Source organism: Devosia nitrariae, from assembly GCF_030160115.1.
GTDB classification, from domain to species: domain Bacteria; phylum Pseudomonadota; class Alphaproteobacteria; order Rhizobiales; family Devosiaceae; genus Devosia; species Devosia nitrariae.
Genome location: NZ_BSNS01000011.1, coordinates 424,446 through 437,537, shown reverse-complemented (window position 1 = coordinate 437,537; position 13,092 = coordinate 424,446). Strand labels below are relative to the sequence as shown.

Below are 13,092 nucleotides of genomic sequence, written 5' to 3'. Positions count from 1 at the left end.
ACCATTCGCGCGAGGGGGAGCACATCCTCCTCGCGTTTTCGCTATTCCGCCGGTGCCCGTAAAAGTTCCGGCCGGCGGGTGCACAGAACGCGTGAGGATTGAGCAGCATGCGCAAGCTTCCCAAGTGGGTATTCGATACTGTCGTTGTGATCGGCATCGGCTGGCTGGGGGTGAGCAGCGGCTTCTTCCAAGGCTTGGTGACCTCCGTCAGCGGGGCGTCGACCGCGCAGGCAAGCGTGCCGACCTCTTCGGTGCCTTACCGGCTGGCCAACGTGGAGAAGCGGGTCATGGTCGAACGCGTTTCGGCCACCGGCACGCTCAATCCTGTCGCCCTCGTCTCGGTCAGCTCGCAGGTCTCCGGGCAGGTCCAGGAGATCTATGCCGACTTCAACGACGAGGTGAAAGCGGGCGATCCAATCGCATTGATCGATCCCATTACCTTCCAGATCGCCGTGGACCAGGCAGAAGCCGATCTCGATATCGCCGCAGCGGGGGTCGCCACCCAAGAGGCGGCGGTGGACCGTATGGCAGCAGACCTCGAAACCGTGCGTTTCGACCTGGCTGCCGCCCGCGCCAACAGCGAATATGCCGATGTGCGTGTCGCCGAGGCGGCAGCCGAACTCGAGCGCAGGAAGGCGCTCGGCGCGAACGCCCCGCGGGCCGAACGGGAACGCGCCGAAAGCGCCTGGCTTGCCGCGCAGGCGCAGTTGCGCTCGGCACAGGCCAGCGAAGAGGCCAAAGGGTCCATCATCACGTCGGCCGAGGCGCAGTTGCGATCGGCGCAGGCGCAGCTCGTCAATCTCAACGCGGCTGTGCGCCAGCGTGAGGCCGCCCTTCGGCAGGCCCGCCTGGAGCTGGAGCGCACTGTCATCCGGGCGCCGGTCGACGGCATCGTCACCATAAGGAGTATCGAGATCGGCACCACTGTTGCCGTCAGCCTGCAGGCGCCGACGCTGTTCACCATCGCGCAGAACATGCGAGAGATGCAGGTCAACACCGCAATCAGCGAGGGCGAGATCGGTCGTATTCACCTCGGTCAGCGCCTCGAGTTCACGGTGGATGCCTACCCGAAACGTGTTTTTTCGGGCGAGGTCGTCCAGATCAGGATGCACCCCCAGACGACGCAGAACGTCGTCAACTACACCGTCGTTGCCAGCGCCCCCAATCAGGATCTGCTGCTGATGCCGGGGATGACGGCCACCAGCAACATCATCATCAACGAGACCGAACCCGTCCTTGCAGTCCTGAGTTCGGCACTGCGCTTCCGCCCGCCGGGCGAGCCGCGCACCGGAGAAGACCGCATCTACGTTCTCCGGGACGGCCGAGCCGAGTCTGTCGCGGTGCTACTGGGTACAACCGACGGTCCCTTCACGGCCATTCACGCCGAGGGAATCGACGAGACCAGCCAGGTCATCCTCGGCGTAGCTAGCCAGGACGATCGGCAAGAGTCCTCCGGTGGCGGCAGCATATTCGGGCTCTTTTGATGGCACTGATCGCACTCGAGGGAATCGGCAAGCGCTATGACCTGGGTGAGGTCGCAATCGATGCGCTGCGCGACGTCTCCCTGACCATCGACGAGGGCGAGGCCGTTGCGATCATGGGGCCCTCGGGCTCAGGCAAATCGACGCTGCTTGCCATCCTCGGCTGCCTCGACCCGCCAACGATCGGCAGCTACCGGCTCGGTGGCGACGAGGTCGGCAAGATGTCGGCAGCGGCACTGGCGGCCATCCGCTGCCGCCGGATCGGCTTCGTGTTCCAGGGGTTCAACCTGCTGCCGCGGCTCACGGCCATCGAAAATGTGGAACTCCCCCTGGCCTATGCCGGATTGCCACCGCGCAAACGCCGCGAGAAGGCTGCGGCGACGCTGGAGCGCCTCGGCCTCTCGGAGCGTATGAACCATCTGCCGAACCAGCTTTCCGGCGGACAGCAGCAGCGCGTCGCCATTGCACGGTCGCTGGTCAACGATCCGGACCTGATTCTGGCCGACGAGCCGACCGGCGCGCTCGACACGCGAACCGGCAACGAGATCCTGGAAGTGCTCGAGGGCATAAATGCCGGCGGCACCGCACTTGTCGTCGTCACGCACGATGTCTCCGTCGCCGACCGGCTGCGCCGCAGGATCGCGCTCAAGGACGGGCGTGTGGGAAAGGACTCCGACCATCCGACCGCCGCCGAAGTCATCGAACGTCGCGCGAAACTCGCCCTGGTGGAGCAATGAGCCCCGCGGACACATTGCGCTCGGCGGCGCGGGCCTTGCGCGCAAATGGCCTGCGAAGCGCGCTGACGACACTGGGCATCGTCATCGGAGTGGCGTCCGTGGTGGTCATGGTGGCCATCGGCGCCGGGACGCAGGCGCTGATCCGCGAAGAGATCGAGCGGACAGGCACCAACATCATCGTGGTCATGCCAGGCGCAGCGGCGTCCGCCAGCGGCACGCAGTCTGCACTCATACGTCCAACTCTCAGCGACGAGGACGCCATTTCCCTTCGTGACGAAAGCTATGGCATCGTCACGGCTGCCCCGAGTGTCCCGGGTGTTGCCCAGCTCGTCACGCCCCGTGGCAACGCGTCGACGGCGCTTCAGGGCATCACCGAGGAGTTCTTCACGGCGCGCAACTGGCGTCTCGCGTCTGGTCGCACGATCGTCGCGGAGGATGTCGAAACATCCGCCAAGGTGGCGATGCTCGGCCAAACGGCCGCAGAAACGCTGTTCGGCGATGTCGATCCGATCGGCCAGACCGTGCGGGTCAACCAGGTTCCGGTCGAGGTGATTGGTCTGCTGGCAGCCAAGGGCAAGTCGATGGACGGCACGGACGACGACGACGTCATCTTCCTGCCCTTGACGACCGCCCGCGAACAGATTGTCGGCCGGAGCAGCGTCAAGACCCATTCGGTCGGCATGATCACCGTCAAGATCGCCGACAGCGAAGGGATCGATGCCGGAATCGAGGAGGTCCGCGACATCCTGCGTTTCCAGCACAGGCTGCGCCCCGGTCAGGCCGACGACTTCCGCATCAACAACGTCGCCGAGATGCTGAACCTTCAGCAGGAATCCTCGGCGGCGATGACGCGTCTGCTTGCAGCCATCGCGTCCATTTCGCTTCTCGTCGGCGGGATAGGCATCATGAACATCATGCTCGTTTCGGTGACCGAACGGACGCGCGAAATCGGCATTCGTATGGCCGTCGGCGGCACTCCCCGCGACATCCTCCTGCAGTTCCTTGCTGAAGCGACTGTCCTCTCGGTGGCCGGTGGCCTTGCGGGAGCGGTTGTCGGGATCGTCGGAGCAATCTTTGTGCGGCAGCTCGATATGCGCGTCGAGGTCACTGCCGACCCCATGCTCCTCGCCTTCACGTTCTCGGCCCTTGTTGGCCTTGTCTTCGGCATCTATCCGGCAGTCCACGCATCCCGCAAGTCACCGGTCGAAGCACTTCGCTCTGAATAAGTGAGCACAGGGAGACGCGTCCGCGTCTTCTCACGCCGGATTGAGGCAAGGAGAAAAGCTCGCCGGGCCGGAGCTACCGGAGGCGACCTAGCTGCTGCAGCCAGCTCGCCAGACTATTCCGGCAGCGTGTCGATCACGATCTGCACCCGGCTCGAAGAAAACCGCGTCTGTCCGTATTCGACCGGCCGTCCCTCACCGTCGACATTGACCGCTTCGACGGCCAGCACAGGGGTCATACGCGCGAGGCGCAGGTGCCGCATCTCGTAGCTGTCGGGCATGCGCGCCGTCACCTTGGTCGATTTGCGCACATAGTCGGCAACGCCCAGGCGCTCGAACATGGGGGTAATCTTCCGGGTCGCCTCATAGGCGTCGAAGAGGTCGGGGAAGCGCTCGAGCGGGAAGTGGTGTGCGGCGAGACTCACCGGCTGGTCATCGACCTTGCCGACGGTCTCGATGAGCGCCACTGGCGCGCCGAGTTTGATGGACAACGCCTCGGCGATGGTCGCGTCCGCCGGGATCGTCGCCGAGCGCAGGTGCTCGCCCGAAGGGGTCTTGGCCTGGCGGCGGACGATCTCGGAAAAGCGGGTGCGCCGGCTCAAGGGATAGTCGACGATGTCCTCCTGGACGAACGTGCCCCTGCCCTGCTCGATGCGCAGGAGGCCGAAATCCTGAAGCGAAGCGACGGCGCGGCGCACGGTATGACGGTTGACGCCGAAGCGCTGCGCCAGCTCCATCTCGGTCGGCAGCCGATCGCCAGGGGCATAGACACGGTCGCGGATCTCCTGGGTGACCACATCGGCGATCTGCTGCCAGAGGGGAAAACCGGCGCGGCGCGTGGTCATTGCGTTCTCTCCCAAAGCACAAGAAAACTAAAAGCGTGTCACGGTGACGTCACGGAGTCGGGGCATAAGGGGCGCGACGGAAATGACGGATAGCATGTCCTCTCAAAAAGGTCTAGACGTTTAGATGAATAGGTTCGCCAGATGAACAATTCTCCGGAGCCGCAGGCAGCGCGGGCACGTTGGATGGGCATCCTTGCCCGCGCCACCCGTGCGGAACTCGAATCCGCCTGGAAGGCGATCGTCGAACCGCCCGCTTACGAGTTCCTGCGCCGGCCCGAAACGGGTCTCGCCATGGTACGCGGCCGCGCCGGCGGTACCGGCAATCCGTTCAACCTTGGCGAAGTGACCGTCACGCGTTGCGCGGTACGGCTCGCCGACGGCACGGCGGGCACGAGCTATGCGGCCGGGCGCGACCAGCGCAAAGCCGAGCTCGCTGCCATCTTCGATGCGCTCATGCAGACCGGCGAACGGCTGCGCATCGAGGGTAGCGTCATCGCTCCGATAGCCCGCAGGCAGCAAACCGACCGAGACCTGAAGAGCCGCAAGGCGGCGGCGACCAAGGTCGACTTCTTCACCATGGTGCGCGGGGACAATCCGAAATGAGCACTTCCCACGATGCCGCGCTCTTAAAGCCCGGCTTTACCGATGCCGTCTTCGAGGCGCAGGCCGGGTTCCGTGCCCTCCTCGATGCCCTTGCCTATGCCGGCAGGATCACAACGCTGGAGGTGTCGCTCGACCCTCCGGCGCCGCTCGATCCGGCAACGGCCGCCATCGCTCTGACCCTCTTCGACTTCGACACCAAGGTCTGGCTGGACGCGCCGGCGGCCGCGGGACCGGTTCCCGCCTGGATCCGTTTCCACTGCGGCTCGCCGATCGTCTCCGAGACACACGACGCCCAATTCGCGCTGGTGGCGGACGCCAGGCACCTGCCGGGTCTCGGCGATTTCGACATCGGCGAGGATCGGCACCCGGACCGATCCTCGACTCTGGTCATCCAGGTCCCGGCGCTGACCGGCGGATCTGCGACGCGCTGGACGGGCCCGGGCATCAACGGCTCGATCGAGGTCGCCATTGCCGCCCTGCCGGAAGGCTTCTGGGCACAATGGGACGACAACCATGCGCTCTATCCGCAGGGCGTCGACGTGCTGTTCGTTTGCGGGCGACAGGTCATCGGCCTGCCGCGCGGTGTCAAGGTGGAGGTCTAGCCATGTATGTTGCAGTCAAGGGCGGCGAGCGCGCCATCCTCAATTCGCATGAGCTCATTGCCGAGACCCGGCGTGGCGATACCAGCGTCCCGGAAGTCTCCACTTGGCAGATCTCCGAGCAGTTGGGCCTTGCCGTCGACCGGGTGATGGCCGAGGGCTCGCTCTACGATCGCGACCTTGCCGCTCTCGCCATCAAGCAGGCCCAGGGCGACCTCGTCGAAGCCATCTTCCTGCTGCGCGCCTATCGCACCACGCTGCCGCGGCTTGCCGTCTCCCTCCCGGTCGACACGGCCGAGATGCTGGTGCGCCGACGTGTTTCGGCCGCCTACAAGGACATTCCGGGCGGACAGGTGCTGGGCCCGACCTACGACTATACCCACCGCCTGCTCGACTTCGCGCTGGCCGCCGAAGAGGGCGTGGGTGATCCGGAAGCGCCGGTGGGCGAGACACCGCTCGAGGAGGGAATGCCGCACGTAGCCGACATTCTCGATTATGAGGGGCTGATCGAGCCAGAGGTTCCCGCCGAGGATGCGGACGAGCCGTTCGATCTCACCCGGGAGCCGATGTCCTTTCCCGCCGATCGCGACCAGCGCCTGCAGAACCTGGCGCGCGGCGACGAGGGGTTCGTTCTTGCTCTCGGCTACTCCACCCAGCGCGGCTTCGGCGGCACGCACCCCTTTGCCGGCGAGATCCGCATGGGCGAGGTCTCGATCGAGATCGTGCCGGAGGAACTGGGTTTCGCGATCGATATCGGCGACGTCGTCGTCTCCGAATGCCACATGATCAACCAGTTCGAGGGTTCGGCCGAACGCCCGCCGCAGTTCACTCGCGGCTACGGGCTCTCCTTCGGCCATAATGAGCGCAAGGTCATGGCCATGGCCCTGGTCGATCGGGCGCTGCGGGCGCGCGAGTTCGGCGAGGAGGCGCGCTATCCGGCTGAGGATGAGGAGTTCGTCCTCTACCATGCCGACAATGTCGAGGCGGCCGGGTTCGTCTCGCACCTCAAGCTCCCGCACTATGTCGACTTCCAGGCCGAGCTCGGCCTCATCCGCAAGCTCCGCCGCGAATTCGAGGAACGCCAGCAGAAGGACGCTGCAGAATGAGCGCGCTAGAGGAGGTCCGCTGGGACGCGGCCTACAACTTCGCCTATCTCGACGAGCAGACCAAACGGATGATCCGCCGCGCGCTGCTCAAGGCCATCGCCGTGCCCGGCTATCAGGTGCCGTTCGGCGGGCGCGAGATGCCTTTGGCCTATGGCTGGGGCACCGGGGGCATCCAGGTGACGGCGAGCGTTATCGGGCCCGACGATACCCTCAAGGTCATCGACCAGGGCGCGGATGACACCACCAACGCGGTTTCCATCCGCCGCTTCTTTTCGCGGGTTGCCGGGGTCGACACCACAGAGGCGACGGAGGAGGCCGATATCATCCAGACCCGCCACCGCATCCCGGAAGCGCCGCTTAGGGAAGGCCAGGTGCTGGTCTACCAGGTGCCGCAGCCCGAACCCCTGCGCCAGCTCGAGCCGCGCGAGACCGAAACGCGCAAGATGCACGGCTATGCCGAATACGGTCTGATGCATGTGCGGCTCTACGAGGACATCGCCCGCTACGGCCACATCGCCACCACCTATTCCTATCCGGTGATGGTCAACGGCCGCTATCTGATGTCGCCTTCGCCGATCCCGAAATTCGACAACCCCAAGATGCAGGACAATCCGGCCATCCAACTGTTCGGTGCGGGCCGCGAGAAGCGCATCTACGCCATTCCGCCCTATGCCAGCGTCAAGAGCCTCGATTTCGACGACCATCCGTTTGAAGTGCAGACCTGGGACGAGGCCTGCGCGCTGTGCGGGGCGCAGAACAGCTATCTCGACGAGGTCGTCCTCGACGATCGGGGCGGCAAGATGTTCGTCTGCTCGGACACGCATTTCTGCGCGGACCGGCGGGCCGAGGGCCATCGCGGAGAGCTCGGCGGCGACCCCGCCGCTCTCGCCTTCGCTCGAACGGCCGAGGAAGAAGGAGCGGATCGATGAGCGCTGCCATGGCCATGGACCTTGCCGGCGAGCGCCGGCCGCTGCTCAAGGTCGACAGGCTGACCAAGCACTACGGCGAACAGGTGGGCTGCGAGGATGTCTCCTTTGTCCTCTATCCCGGCGAGGTCATCGGCATCGTCGGGGAGTCGGGCTCGGGCAAGTCGACACTCCTCAACGTGCTCTCGGCGCAGATGCATCCGACGACGGGCACGGTTGACTACGACCTCAGAGCCCAAGGGCCGCGCGACATCTTCACCCTCTCCGAGCCCGAGCGGCGCAAGCTGATGCGCACGGACTGGGGCATCGTCCACCAGAACCCGCGCGATGGCCTCAGAATGAACGTCTCGGCCGGCGGCAATGTCGGCGAGCGGCTGATGGCGATCGGCGCGCGCCACTACGGCGAGTTGCGCCGCGAGGGGCTCGACTGGATGACCAAGGTCGAACTGGATACGTCACGCATCGACGACAAGCCCAAGACCTTCTCGGGCGGCATGCAGCAGCGCCTACAGATTGCCCGCAACCTCGTCACCCGCCCCCGCCTCGTCTTCATGGACGAACCGACCGGCGGCCTCGACGTCTCGGTCCAGGCGCGGCTGCTCGACCTGTTGCGCGGGCTCGTGCGTGAGCTCGGCATTGCCGCCATCATCGTCACCCACGACCTTGCGGTGGTGCGGCTGCTGGCCGACCGGCTGATGGTCATGCGCCGCGGGCGGGTGGTCGAGGCGGGTCTCACCGATCAGGTCCTGGACGACCCACACCACCCCTATACACAATTGCTGGTTTCCTCGGTGTTGCAGGTTTAGGCGATGTTCGATCCCAACTCCGACATCGCATCATCCCCTCCCAACCTCCCCCATCAAGGGGGAGGTGAGGCGTCGGTGGCTATTGCACTATGCTGCCACAGCCACGAAACCACCCTCCCCTTGATGGGGAGGGGCAGGGAGGGGTGGGGCAACACGCGCCAGATCCACAGTTTACGAGGACCATCCTCATGACCGCCATGATCTCCGTCACCGGCCTCACCAAGGACTTCGTACTGCACACCCAGGGCGGCACGGTCATCCCGGTGTTCGCCGACCTCCACCTCGAGGTCGCGGCCGGCGAATGCGTCTGCCTCCACGGTCCCTCGGGGTCGGGCAAGTCGACGCTGCTGCGCTCGCTCTATGCCAACTACAAGCCCGGGGCCGGCCATATCCGCGTCGCCCATCGCGGCGAGTGGGTGGACCTGACGCAGGCTGAACCGTGGCAGGTAGTCGAGGTCCGCCGCCACTCGGTCGGCTATGTCAGCCAATTCCTCCGGGTCATCCCGCGCGTGCCTGCGCTCGAGGTCGTCGCCGAGCCGGCCAAGCTCGTCGGCATCGCGGCCGAAGAAGCCGAGGCGCGCGCCAAGGCGCTGCTCACCCGGCTCAACATCCCCGAGCGGCTGTGGACGATCGCCCCGGCGACCTTCTCGGGCGGGGAGCAGCAGCGGGTCAATATCGCGCGTGGGTTCGTGCGCGACTATCCGATCCTTTTGCTCGACGAGCCGACGGCCTCGCTCGATGCGGCGAACCGGCAGGTGGTCATCGACCTGATCCTCGAGGCCAAGGCGCGGGGCGTTGCCATCGTCGGCATCTTCCACGACGCCGAGGTGCGCGAGGCGGTTGCCAACCGCCTGTTCGAGGTCACGGCCTTCCAGAAGAGCGCGGCATGATGAATGAAATCGTCATCACCGGCGCGCGCATCGTCCTCGACGACGCGGTCATCGCCGGGACGCTCCATATCGCCGACGGCGAGATCAGGAGCGTCGACATGGGCGGCACCTCGGTACCCGGCGCCATCGATGTTGCCGGCGACTATATTCTGCCCGGCCTTGTCGACTGCCATACCGACCATCTCGAAAAGCACGTCTATCCGCGTGCCCATGTGCGCTGGAACATGATGCGCGCGGTGATGTCGCATGATGCGCAGATAATCGGGGCGGGTGTCACCACGGTCTTCGATTCACTCTGCGTCGGTGCCACCGAAAAGAACCCGGAGCGGCGCGAGATCCTCGGCCCGATGATCGACGCGCTGGAGTTCGCCGGCGCCAACAACATGCTTCGGGCCGAGCACTTCGTGCATCTGCGCTGCGAGATCACCGACGAGATCACGCCGGAACTGACCCGGACCAATGTCGGGCGCGACATCGTCAGGGTCCTCTCGGTGATGGAGCACGTGCCGGGCAAGCGGCAAAGCCGCGATGTCGAGCAGTACGTCGCGCGGCGCATGGTCGAGAGTGGCAAGGCGCGCGAGGTGGTCGAGCGCGAGGTGCGCGAACTCCTCGACCGGCTCGAGGCCAATGCCGTGGAGGTGCGCGACGAGGTCGTGGCGATCGGCAAGACACACGGCCTGCCCATGTTCAGCCATGACGACGCGACGATTGAGCACATCGAGATGGCGCTCTCCGAAGGCATCCGCGTCGCCGAATTTCCGGTGAGCATCGAGGCGGCGCGTGCGGCGCGCGAGAACGGAATGCTGAGTGTCGCAGGGGCGCCCAACATGCTGCGCGGCGGCTCGCAATCGGGCAATGTCGCTGTCGCCGAGCTCCTGGCCGAAGGCCTCGTCGACATCCTCGCCTCCGACTACGTGCCGCGCTCCATGCTCGATTGCGCCTTCATGGTCGCGCGGCAACGGCAGCTCGGCATCGAGCTTCCGGACGCAGTGCGCATGGTCACCAGCGCGCCCGCGCGCGCTTGCGGACTCGAGGACCGCGGCGAGATCCTGCCCGGCCTTCGTGCCGACATCATCCGCGTTCATCTGGTTGACGATTTTCCGGTGATACGGTCTGCCTGGCGTAACGGCCGAATCGTCAATTGAGTGCGGCGAGTGTGAAATGTCGGAACATGTCTTGAGTAATGTCGCCGTCGTTCTCAGGAATGAGGTCGTCCACGGCAGCGTGGTGATACGTGACGAGGTCATCGCCGACATCGGCCAAGGCTCGAGCCACCTGCCACAGGCCATCGACTTCGAGGGTGATTACCTCATCCCAGGGTTCGTCGAGCTTCATACAGACAACCTCGAGCGACACCTGCAGCCGCGTCCGGGCGTCATGTGGCCGTCGGCAAGCGCGGCCGTCCTCTCGCACGACGTGCAGATCGCCGGCGCCGGCATCACCACGGTGTTCGATGCAGTCTCGGTTGGCGAATATTCGGCCGCCAGCAACCGGCGCCAGATGATCGCGACCACCGTGGAGACTCTTTCCAACCCTCGTGTCCGCGAGGTCTTGAAAGCCGAGCACCTCATACACCTGCGCTGCGAGCTCGCGGATCCCGCCGTCATGGAGATCTACCAGCCGATCGCGGGCAATCCCCACGTCAAGCTTGTCTCACTGATGGATCACACCCCCGGCCAGCGGCAATGGGCGGACCTCGAGAAGTGGCGGCAGTTCAACCGCGACAAGAAGTGGACCGACATCGAGTTCGATGCGATGGTGACCAAGCGCCGGGCCGACCAGGCCAAGCATGCCGAGATCCATCGCCGGTCGGTTATCGCGCTCGCCCGCCACTACGGCACGGTCATGGCCAGCCACGACGACACCACCCGCGAGCATGTCGAGGAAGCGGTCGCCGAAGGCATCGCCATATCCGAATTCCCGACGACGCTGGGCGCGGCCGGCCACGCGGCCAAGCGTGGCATGAAGGTTATAATGGGCGCGCCCAACATCGTGCGCGGAGGCTCGCATTCGGGCAATGTCTCGGCGGTCGAACTGGCCCAGCGCGGCTTTCTCGACGGTCTCTCCTCGGACTACGTGCCCGCCAGCCTTATGCAGGCGGTGTTCCAGCTTTCCGGCAGCGAGGGCATCGAATTGCCCAAGGCCGTCGCCATGATCTCGGCAAATCCCACCGGGATGGTCGGCCTTGCCGACCGTGGCGAACTCGCTCCGGACAAGCGCGCCGACTTCAGCCGGGTGCGGCTCGTCGACGGTCAGCCGGTGATCCTTGGCGTATGGCGTGAGGGGCGGAGAATCTGCTGAGAACTGCTGGGGTTAGCTCAGCAACTCGGTGAATCTCTCCGGCCGCGTCGCCCGCGTCGGTTCGCGCGGCACGTAGCCAAGCCTGACGACGCCGTTCTCGTAACTCTCGGTACTGCGCAGTTCCAGGTCCTGTTTCTCCGAAAGCTGCGCGAACCAGGACAGGCCCTGCGAGACCGTGGGGTAGACGAAGAAGTGAAACGCGTCGACAAGGCCGAGGCCGATCGCGGTCTGGGCGAAACTCGCGCCACCCGAAAGATGGATATCGCCGCCAGGCTGCGATTTGAGATCGGTGAGATACGCGGCCAGTGCGGTCTCGTCGGCGGCAATGACCTGTTCGACATTGTTCCAGGCGGTGAGGTCCTCCCCGCCGGACCTCGAGAAGACGAGCTTCCTGTAGTCGTTCATCCGCTTCGCCATGCGGCGGTTGGTCTCTGTCCCTTCCGAGAGCGCGCTCGGCCAATAGGCAGCCATCTCCTCGTAGGTGGTGCGGCCGACGAGCACGGTGTCGTAAGTGGCATAGAGCTCATCGATCCTGCGATACTGGTCGTCGCTGACGCGGTGGACCCAGGCGCCCGGATCGTCAAGCCGGCCATTGAGGGTTGTCATCATCTGCAAGACGATCTTGCGCATGGCCATCACTCCTGGGCCTGTCGTTCGACAAAGGCAGCAAGTTGGGCCGCGACCGTACCCCAGCCGTCGTAGAAGCCCAGGTCCTCGTGCTTTTTGCTGTCGGCGGGGCTCTTGTGCATCACATGCGCCGTGTAATCCGTGCCTGCCGGGCTGTCCGCCAAAGTGATGACGGCGGTGATGGTCAGGAACGACGCCTCGGCCGGCCGCCAACCGCCTCCGAGCGCCGTGGTGAAGACGATGCGGTGGCCGTCCTCGATATCGAGATAGCAGGCGGTCAGGTGCGGCACGAACTCGCCGCCATCCTCGCTCATCCGCGTCACCAGCCCCCCGCCCGGCCGCACATCCATCTCGACGACCTTGCAGCGTGCCGGCGCCGGAATCCACCATTGCGCAAAGCTCGCCGGGTCGGTCCAGGCTTTCCATACCGCCGAGCGAGGCGCCTTGATCACCCGCGCGATCTTCAGGTCGAGGGCGGGGTCGAAAGACTTGGTCATTACGACTTTTCCTTTGCTTGGGCGGTCACGAAGCGCTCCAGCCTATCGGTGCGGCCCTCCCAGATGGCGTGCTGCTCGGTGAGCCACGCCTCGATCGCCCGGAACTGCTGCCGGTTGATGGAGCAGGTGCGCACGCGCCCCTCCTTCCGCGTTCGGATCAATCCGCTGCCCTCCAGGAACCGGATGTGCTTCATGAAGGAGGGCAAGGCCATGTCGAAGGGCCTCGCGAGATCGGTGATGCTTGCGGACCCCTCGCCTAGCCGCTTCAGCACCGCCCGCCGCGTGGGGTCGGCCAGTGCCTGGAAGATGCCGTCGAGGCTTTGCGAATGCTGACCCATAAGGCTAAGTATCATGGGCATGACACTTAGCGCAAGGGCTAAGTGTGCACCCCCTCATCCGTCTCGCGCTTCGCGCGAGCCACCTTCTCCCACGAGGGGAGAAGGGAGGGTGG

Annotated in this window: 15 protein-coding genes; 11 read left to right on the top strand and 4 right to left on the bottom strand. The window is 65.3% G+C overall.

Annotation, left to right across the window (positions count from 1 at the left end):
* The first annotated feature begins 107 nt into the window (after positions 1-107).
* The 3 genes from QQK18_RS12590 to QQK18_RS12580 are packed head-to-tail and all read left to right on the top strand — an operon-like array spanning position 108 to position 3,444.
* The gene (locus QQK18_RS12590; RefSeq protein WP_284340689.1) at positions 108-1,484 is read left to right on the top strand and encodes an efflux RND transporter periplasmic adaptor subunit; all 1,377 of its coding nucleotides are present in this window, start codon (positions 108-110) and stop codon (positions 1,482-1,484) included.
* Positions 1,484-2,218 (top strand): ABC transporter ATP-binding protein, encoded by a 735-nt coding sequence (locus tag QQK18_RS12585; protein ID WP_284340688.1) that lies wholly within the window; start codon positions 1,484-1,486, stop codon positions 2,216-2,218. Before QQK18_RS12590 ends, QQK18_RS12585 begins: the two co-directional genes overlap by 1 nt.
* Positions 2,215-3,444: an ABC transporter permease gene (locus QQK18_RS12580; protein ID WP_284340687.1), complete on the top strand. Its 1,230-nt coding sequence runs from the start codon at positions 2,215-2,217 to the stop codon at positions 3,442-3,444. The genes QQK18_RS12585 and QQK18_RS12580 overlap by 4 nt, the downstream gene beginning before the upstream one ends.
* Positions 3,445-3,557: 113 nt before the next feature.
* Here the strand turns inward: QQK18_RS12580 and phnF are convergent, their stop codons facing one another.
* Complete coding sequence (phnF, locus tag QQK18_RS12575) at positions 3,558-4,286, bottom strand: phosphonate metabolism transcriptional regulator PhnF (RefSeq protein WP_284340686.1); 729 nt, start codon at positions 4,284-4,286, stop codon at positions 3,558-3,560.
* Positions 4,287-4,427: 141 nt separating this feature from the next.
* Between phnF and phnG the strand changes: the two genes are divergently transcribed.
* The 8 genes from phnG to QQK18_RS12535 all read left to right on the top strand — a co-directional run bounded on the left by phnG (position 4,428) and on the right by QQK18_RS12535 (position 11,517).
* Entirely contained in the window at positions 4,428-4,889 is a 462-nt protein-coding gene (gene phnG / locus QQK18_RS12570) for a phosphonate C-P lyase system protein PhnG (RefSeq protein WP_284340685.1), read from the top strand.
* Complete coding sequence (phnH, locus tag QQK18_RS12565; RefSeq protein ID WP_284340684.1) at positions 4,886-5,491, top strand: phosphonate C-P lyase system protein PhnH; 606 nt, start codon at positions 4,886-4,888, stop codon at positions 5,489-5,491. Before phnG ends, phnH begins: the two co-directional genes overlap by 4 nt.
* A gap of 2 nt (positions 5,492-5,493) precedes the next feature.
* Positions 5,494-6,594 carry a carbon-phosphorus lyase complex subunit gene (locus QQK18_RS12560; RefSeq protein ID WP_284340683.1) on the top strand — a complete coding sequence of 367 codons (1,101 nt, stop codon included), beginning with the start codon at positions 5,494-5,496 and terminating at the stop codon, positions 6,592-6,594.
* Positions 6,591-7,523 carry an alpha-D-ribose 1-methylphosphonate 5-phosphate C-P-lyase PhnJ gene (locus QQK18_RS12555; RefSeq protein ID WP_284340682.1) on the top strand — a complete coding sequence of 311 codons (933 nt, stop codon included), beginning with the start codon at positions 6,591-6,593 and terminating at the stop codon, positions 7,521-7,523. Before QQK18_RS12560 ends, QQK18_RS12555 begins: the two co-directional genes overlap by 4 nt.
* The gene (gene phnK / locus QQK18_RS12550; protein ID WP_284340681.1) at positions 7,520-8,326 is read left to right on the top strand and encodes a phosphonate C-P lyase system protein PhnK; all 807 of its coding nucleotides are present in this window, start codon (positions 7,520-7,522) and stop codon (positions 8,324-8,326) included. The genes QQK18_RS12555 and phnK overlap by 4 nt, the downstream gene beginning before the upstream one ends.
* 188 nt (positions 8,327-8,514) lie before the next feature.
* Entirely contained in the window at positions 8,515-9,216 is a 702-nt protein-coding gene (gene phnL, locus QQK18_RS12545) for a phosphonate C-P lyase system protein PhnL (RefSeq protein WP_284340680.1), read from the top strand.
* Complete coding sequence (locus tag QQK18_RS12540; RefSeq protein WP_284340679.1) at positions 9,213-10,361, top strand: alpha-D-ribose 1-methylphosphonate 5-triphosphate diphosphatase; 1,149 nt, start codon at positions 9,213-9,215, stop codon at positions 10,359-10,361. Before phnL ends, QQK18_RS12540 begins: the two co-directional genes overlap by 4 nt.
* 16 nt (positions 10,362-10,377) lie before the next feature.
* Complete coding sequence (locus QQK18_RS12535) at positions 10,378-11,517, top strand: alpha-D-ribose 1-methylphosphonate 5-triphosphate diphosphatase (protein WP_284340678.1); 1,140 nt, start codon at positions 10,378-10,380, stop codon at positions 11,515-11,517.
* Positions 11,518-11,529: 12 nt separating this feature from the next.
* On the opposite strand, the gene QQK18_RS12530 is transcribed toward QQK18_RS12535, so the two are convergent.
* Genes QQK18_RS12530 through QQK18_RS12520 form a run of 3 tightly spaced genes read right to left on the bottom strand, consistent with a single transcriptional unit; the run spans position 11,530 to position 12,979 of the window.
* Entirely contained in the window at positions 11,530-12,147 is a 618-nt protein-coding gene (locus tag QQK18_RS12530; protein ID WP_284340677.1) for a dihydrofolate reductase family protein, read from the bottom strand.
* A 5-nt stretch (positions 12,148-12,152) separates the two neighbouring features.
* On the bottom strand, positions 12,153-12,641 hold the full coding sequence (locus tag QQK18_RS12525) for an SRPBCC family protein (RefSeq protein WP_284340676.1): 489 nt from the start codon (positions 12,639-12,641) through the stop codon (positions 12,153-12,155).
* Positions 12,641-12,979: an ArsR/SmtB family transcription factor gene (locus QQK18_RS12520; protein ID WP_284341032.1), complete on the bottom strand. Its 339-nt coding sequence runs from the start codon at positions 12,977-12,979 to the stop codon at positions 12,641-12,643. The genes QQK18_RS12525 and QQK18_RS12520 overlap by 1 nt, the downstream gene beginning before the upstream one ends.
* Positions 12,980-13,092: the final 113 nt, after the last annotated feature.

Excerpts from the sequence above, each read along its gene's own strand:
- phnF (WP_284340686.1), bottom strand. The coding sequence starts at position 4,286 with ATGACCACGCGCCGCGCCGGTTTTCCCCTCTGGCAGCAGATCGCCGAT.
- phnK (WP_284340681.1), top strand. The coding sequence starts at position 7,520 with ATGAGCGCTGCCATGGCCATGGACCTTGCCGGCGAGCGCCGGCCGCTG.
- QQK18_RS12590 (WP_284340689.1), top strand. The coding sequence starts at position 108 with ATGCGCAAGCTTCCCAAGTGGGTATTCGATACTGTCGTTGTGATCGGC.
- QQK18_RS12535 (WP_284340678.1), top strand. The coding sequence starts at position 10,378 with ATGTCGGAACATGTCTTGAGTAATGTCGCCGTCGTTCTCAGGAATGAG.
- QQK18_RS12520 (WP_284341032.1), bottom strand. The coding sequence starts at position 12,979 with ATGGGTCAGCATTCGCAAAGCCTCGACGGCATCTTCCAGGCACTGGCC.
- QQK18_RS12560 (WP_284340683.1), top strand. The coding sequence starts at position 5,494 with ATGTATGTTGCAGTCAAGGGCGGCGAGCGCGCCATCCTCAATTCGCAT.
- phnG (WP_284340685.1), top strand. The coding sequence starts at position 4,428 with ATGAACAATTCTCCGGAGCCGCAGGCAGCGCGGGCACGTTGGATGGGC.
- QQK18_RS12555 (WP_284340682.1), top strand. The coding sequence starts at position 6,591 with ATGAGCGCGCTAGAGGAGGTCCGCTGGGACGCGGCCTACAACTTCGCC.
- QQK18_RS12525 (WP_284340676.1), bottom strand. The coding sequence starts at position 12,641 with ATGACCAAGTCTTTCGACCCCGCCCTCGACCTGAAGATCGCGCGGGTG.
- QQK18_RS12530 (WP_284340677.1), bottom strand. The coding sequence starts at position 12,147 with ATGCGCAAGATCGTCTTGCAGATGATGACAACCCTCAATGGCCGGCTT.
- QQK18_RS12585 (WP_284340688.1), top strand. The coding sequence starts at position 1,484 with ATGGCACTGATCGCACTCGAGGGAATCGGCAAGCGCTATGACCTGGGT.
- QQK18_RS12540 (WP_284340679.1), top strand. The coding sequence starts at position 9,213 with ATGATGAATGAAATCGTCATCACCGGCGCGCGCATCGTCCTCGACGAC.
- QQK18_RS12580 (WP_284340687.1), top strand. The coding sequence starts at position 2,215 with ATGAGCCCCGCGGACACATTGCGCTCGGCGGCGCGGGCCTTGCGCGCA.
- phnH (WP_284340684.1), top strand. The coding sequence starts at position 4,886 with ATGAGCACTTCCCACGATGCCGCGCTCTTAAAGCCCGGCTTTACCGAT.
- phnL (WP_284340680.1), top strand. The coding sequence starts at position 8,515 with ATGACCGCCATGATCTCCGTCACCGGCCTCACCAAGGACTTCGTACTG.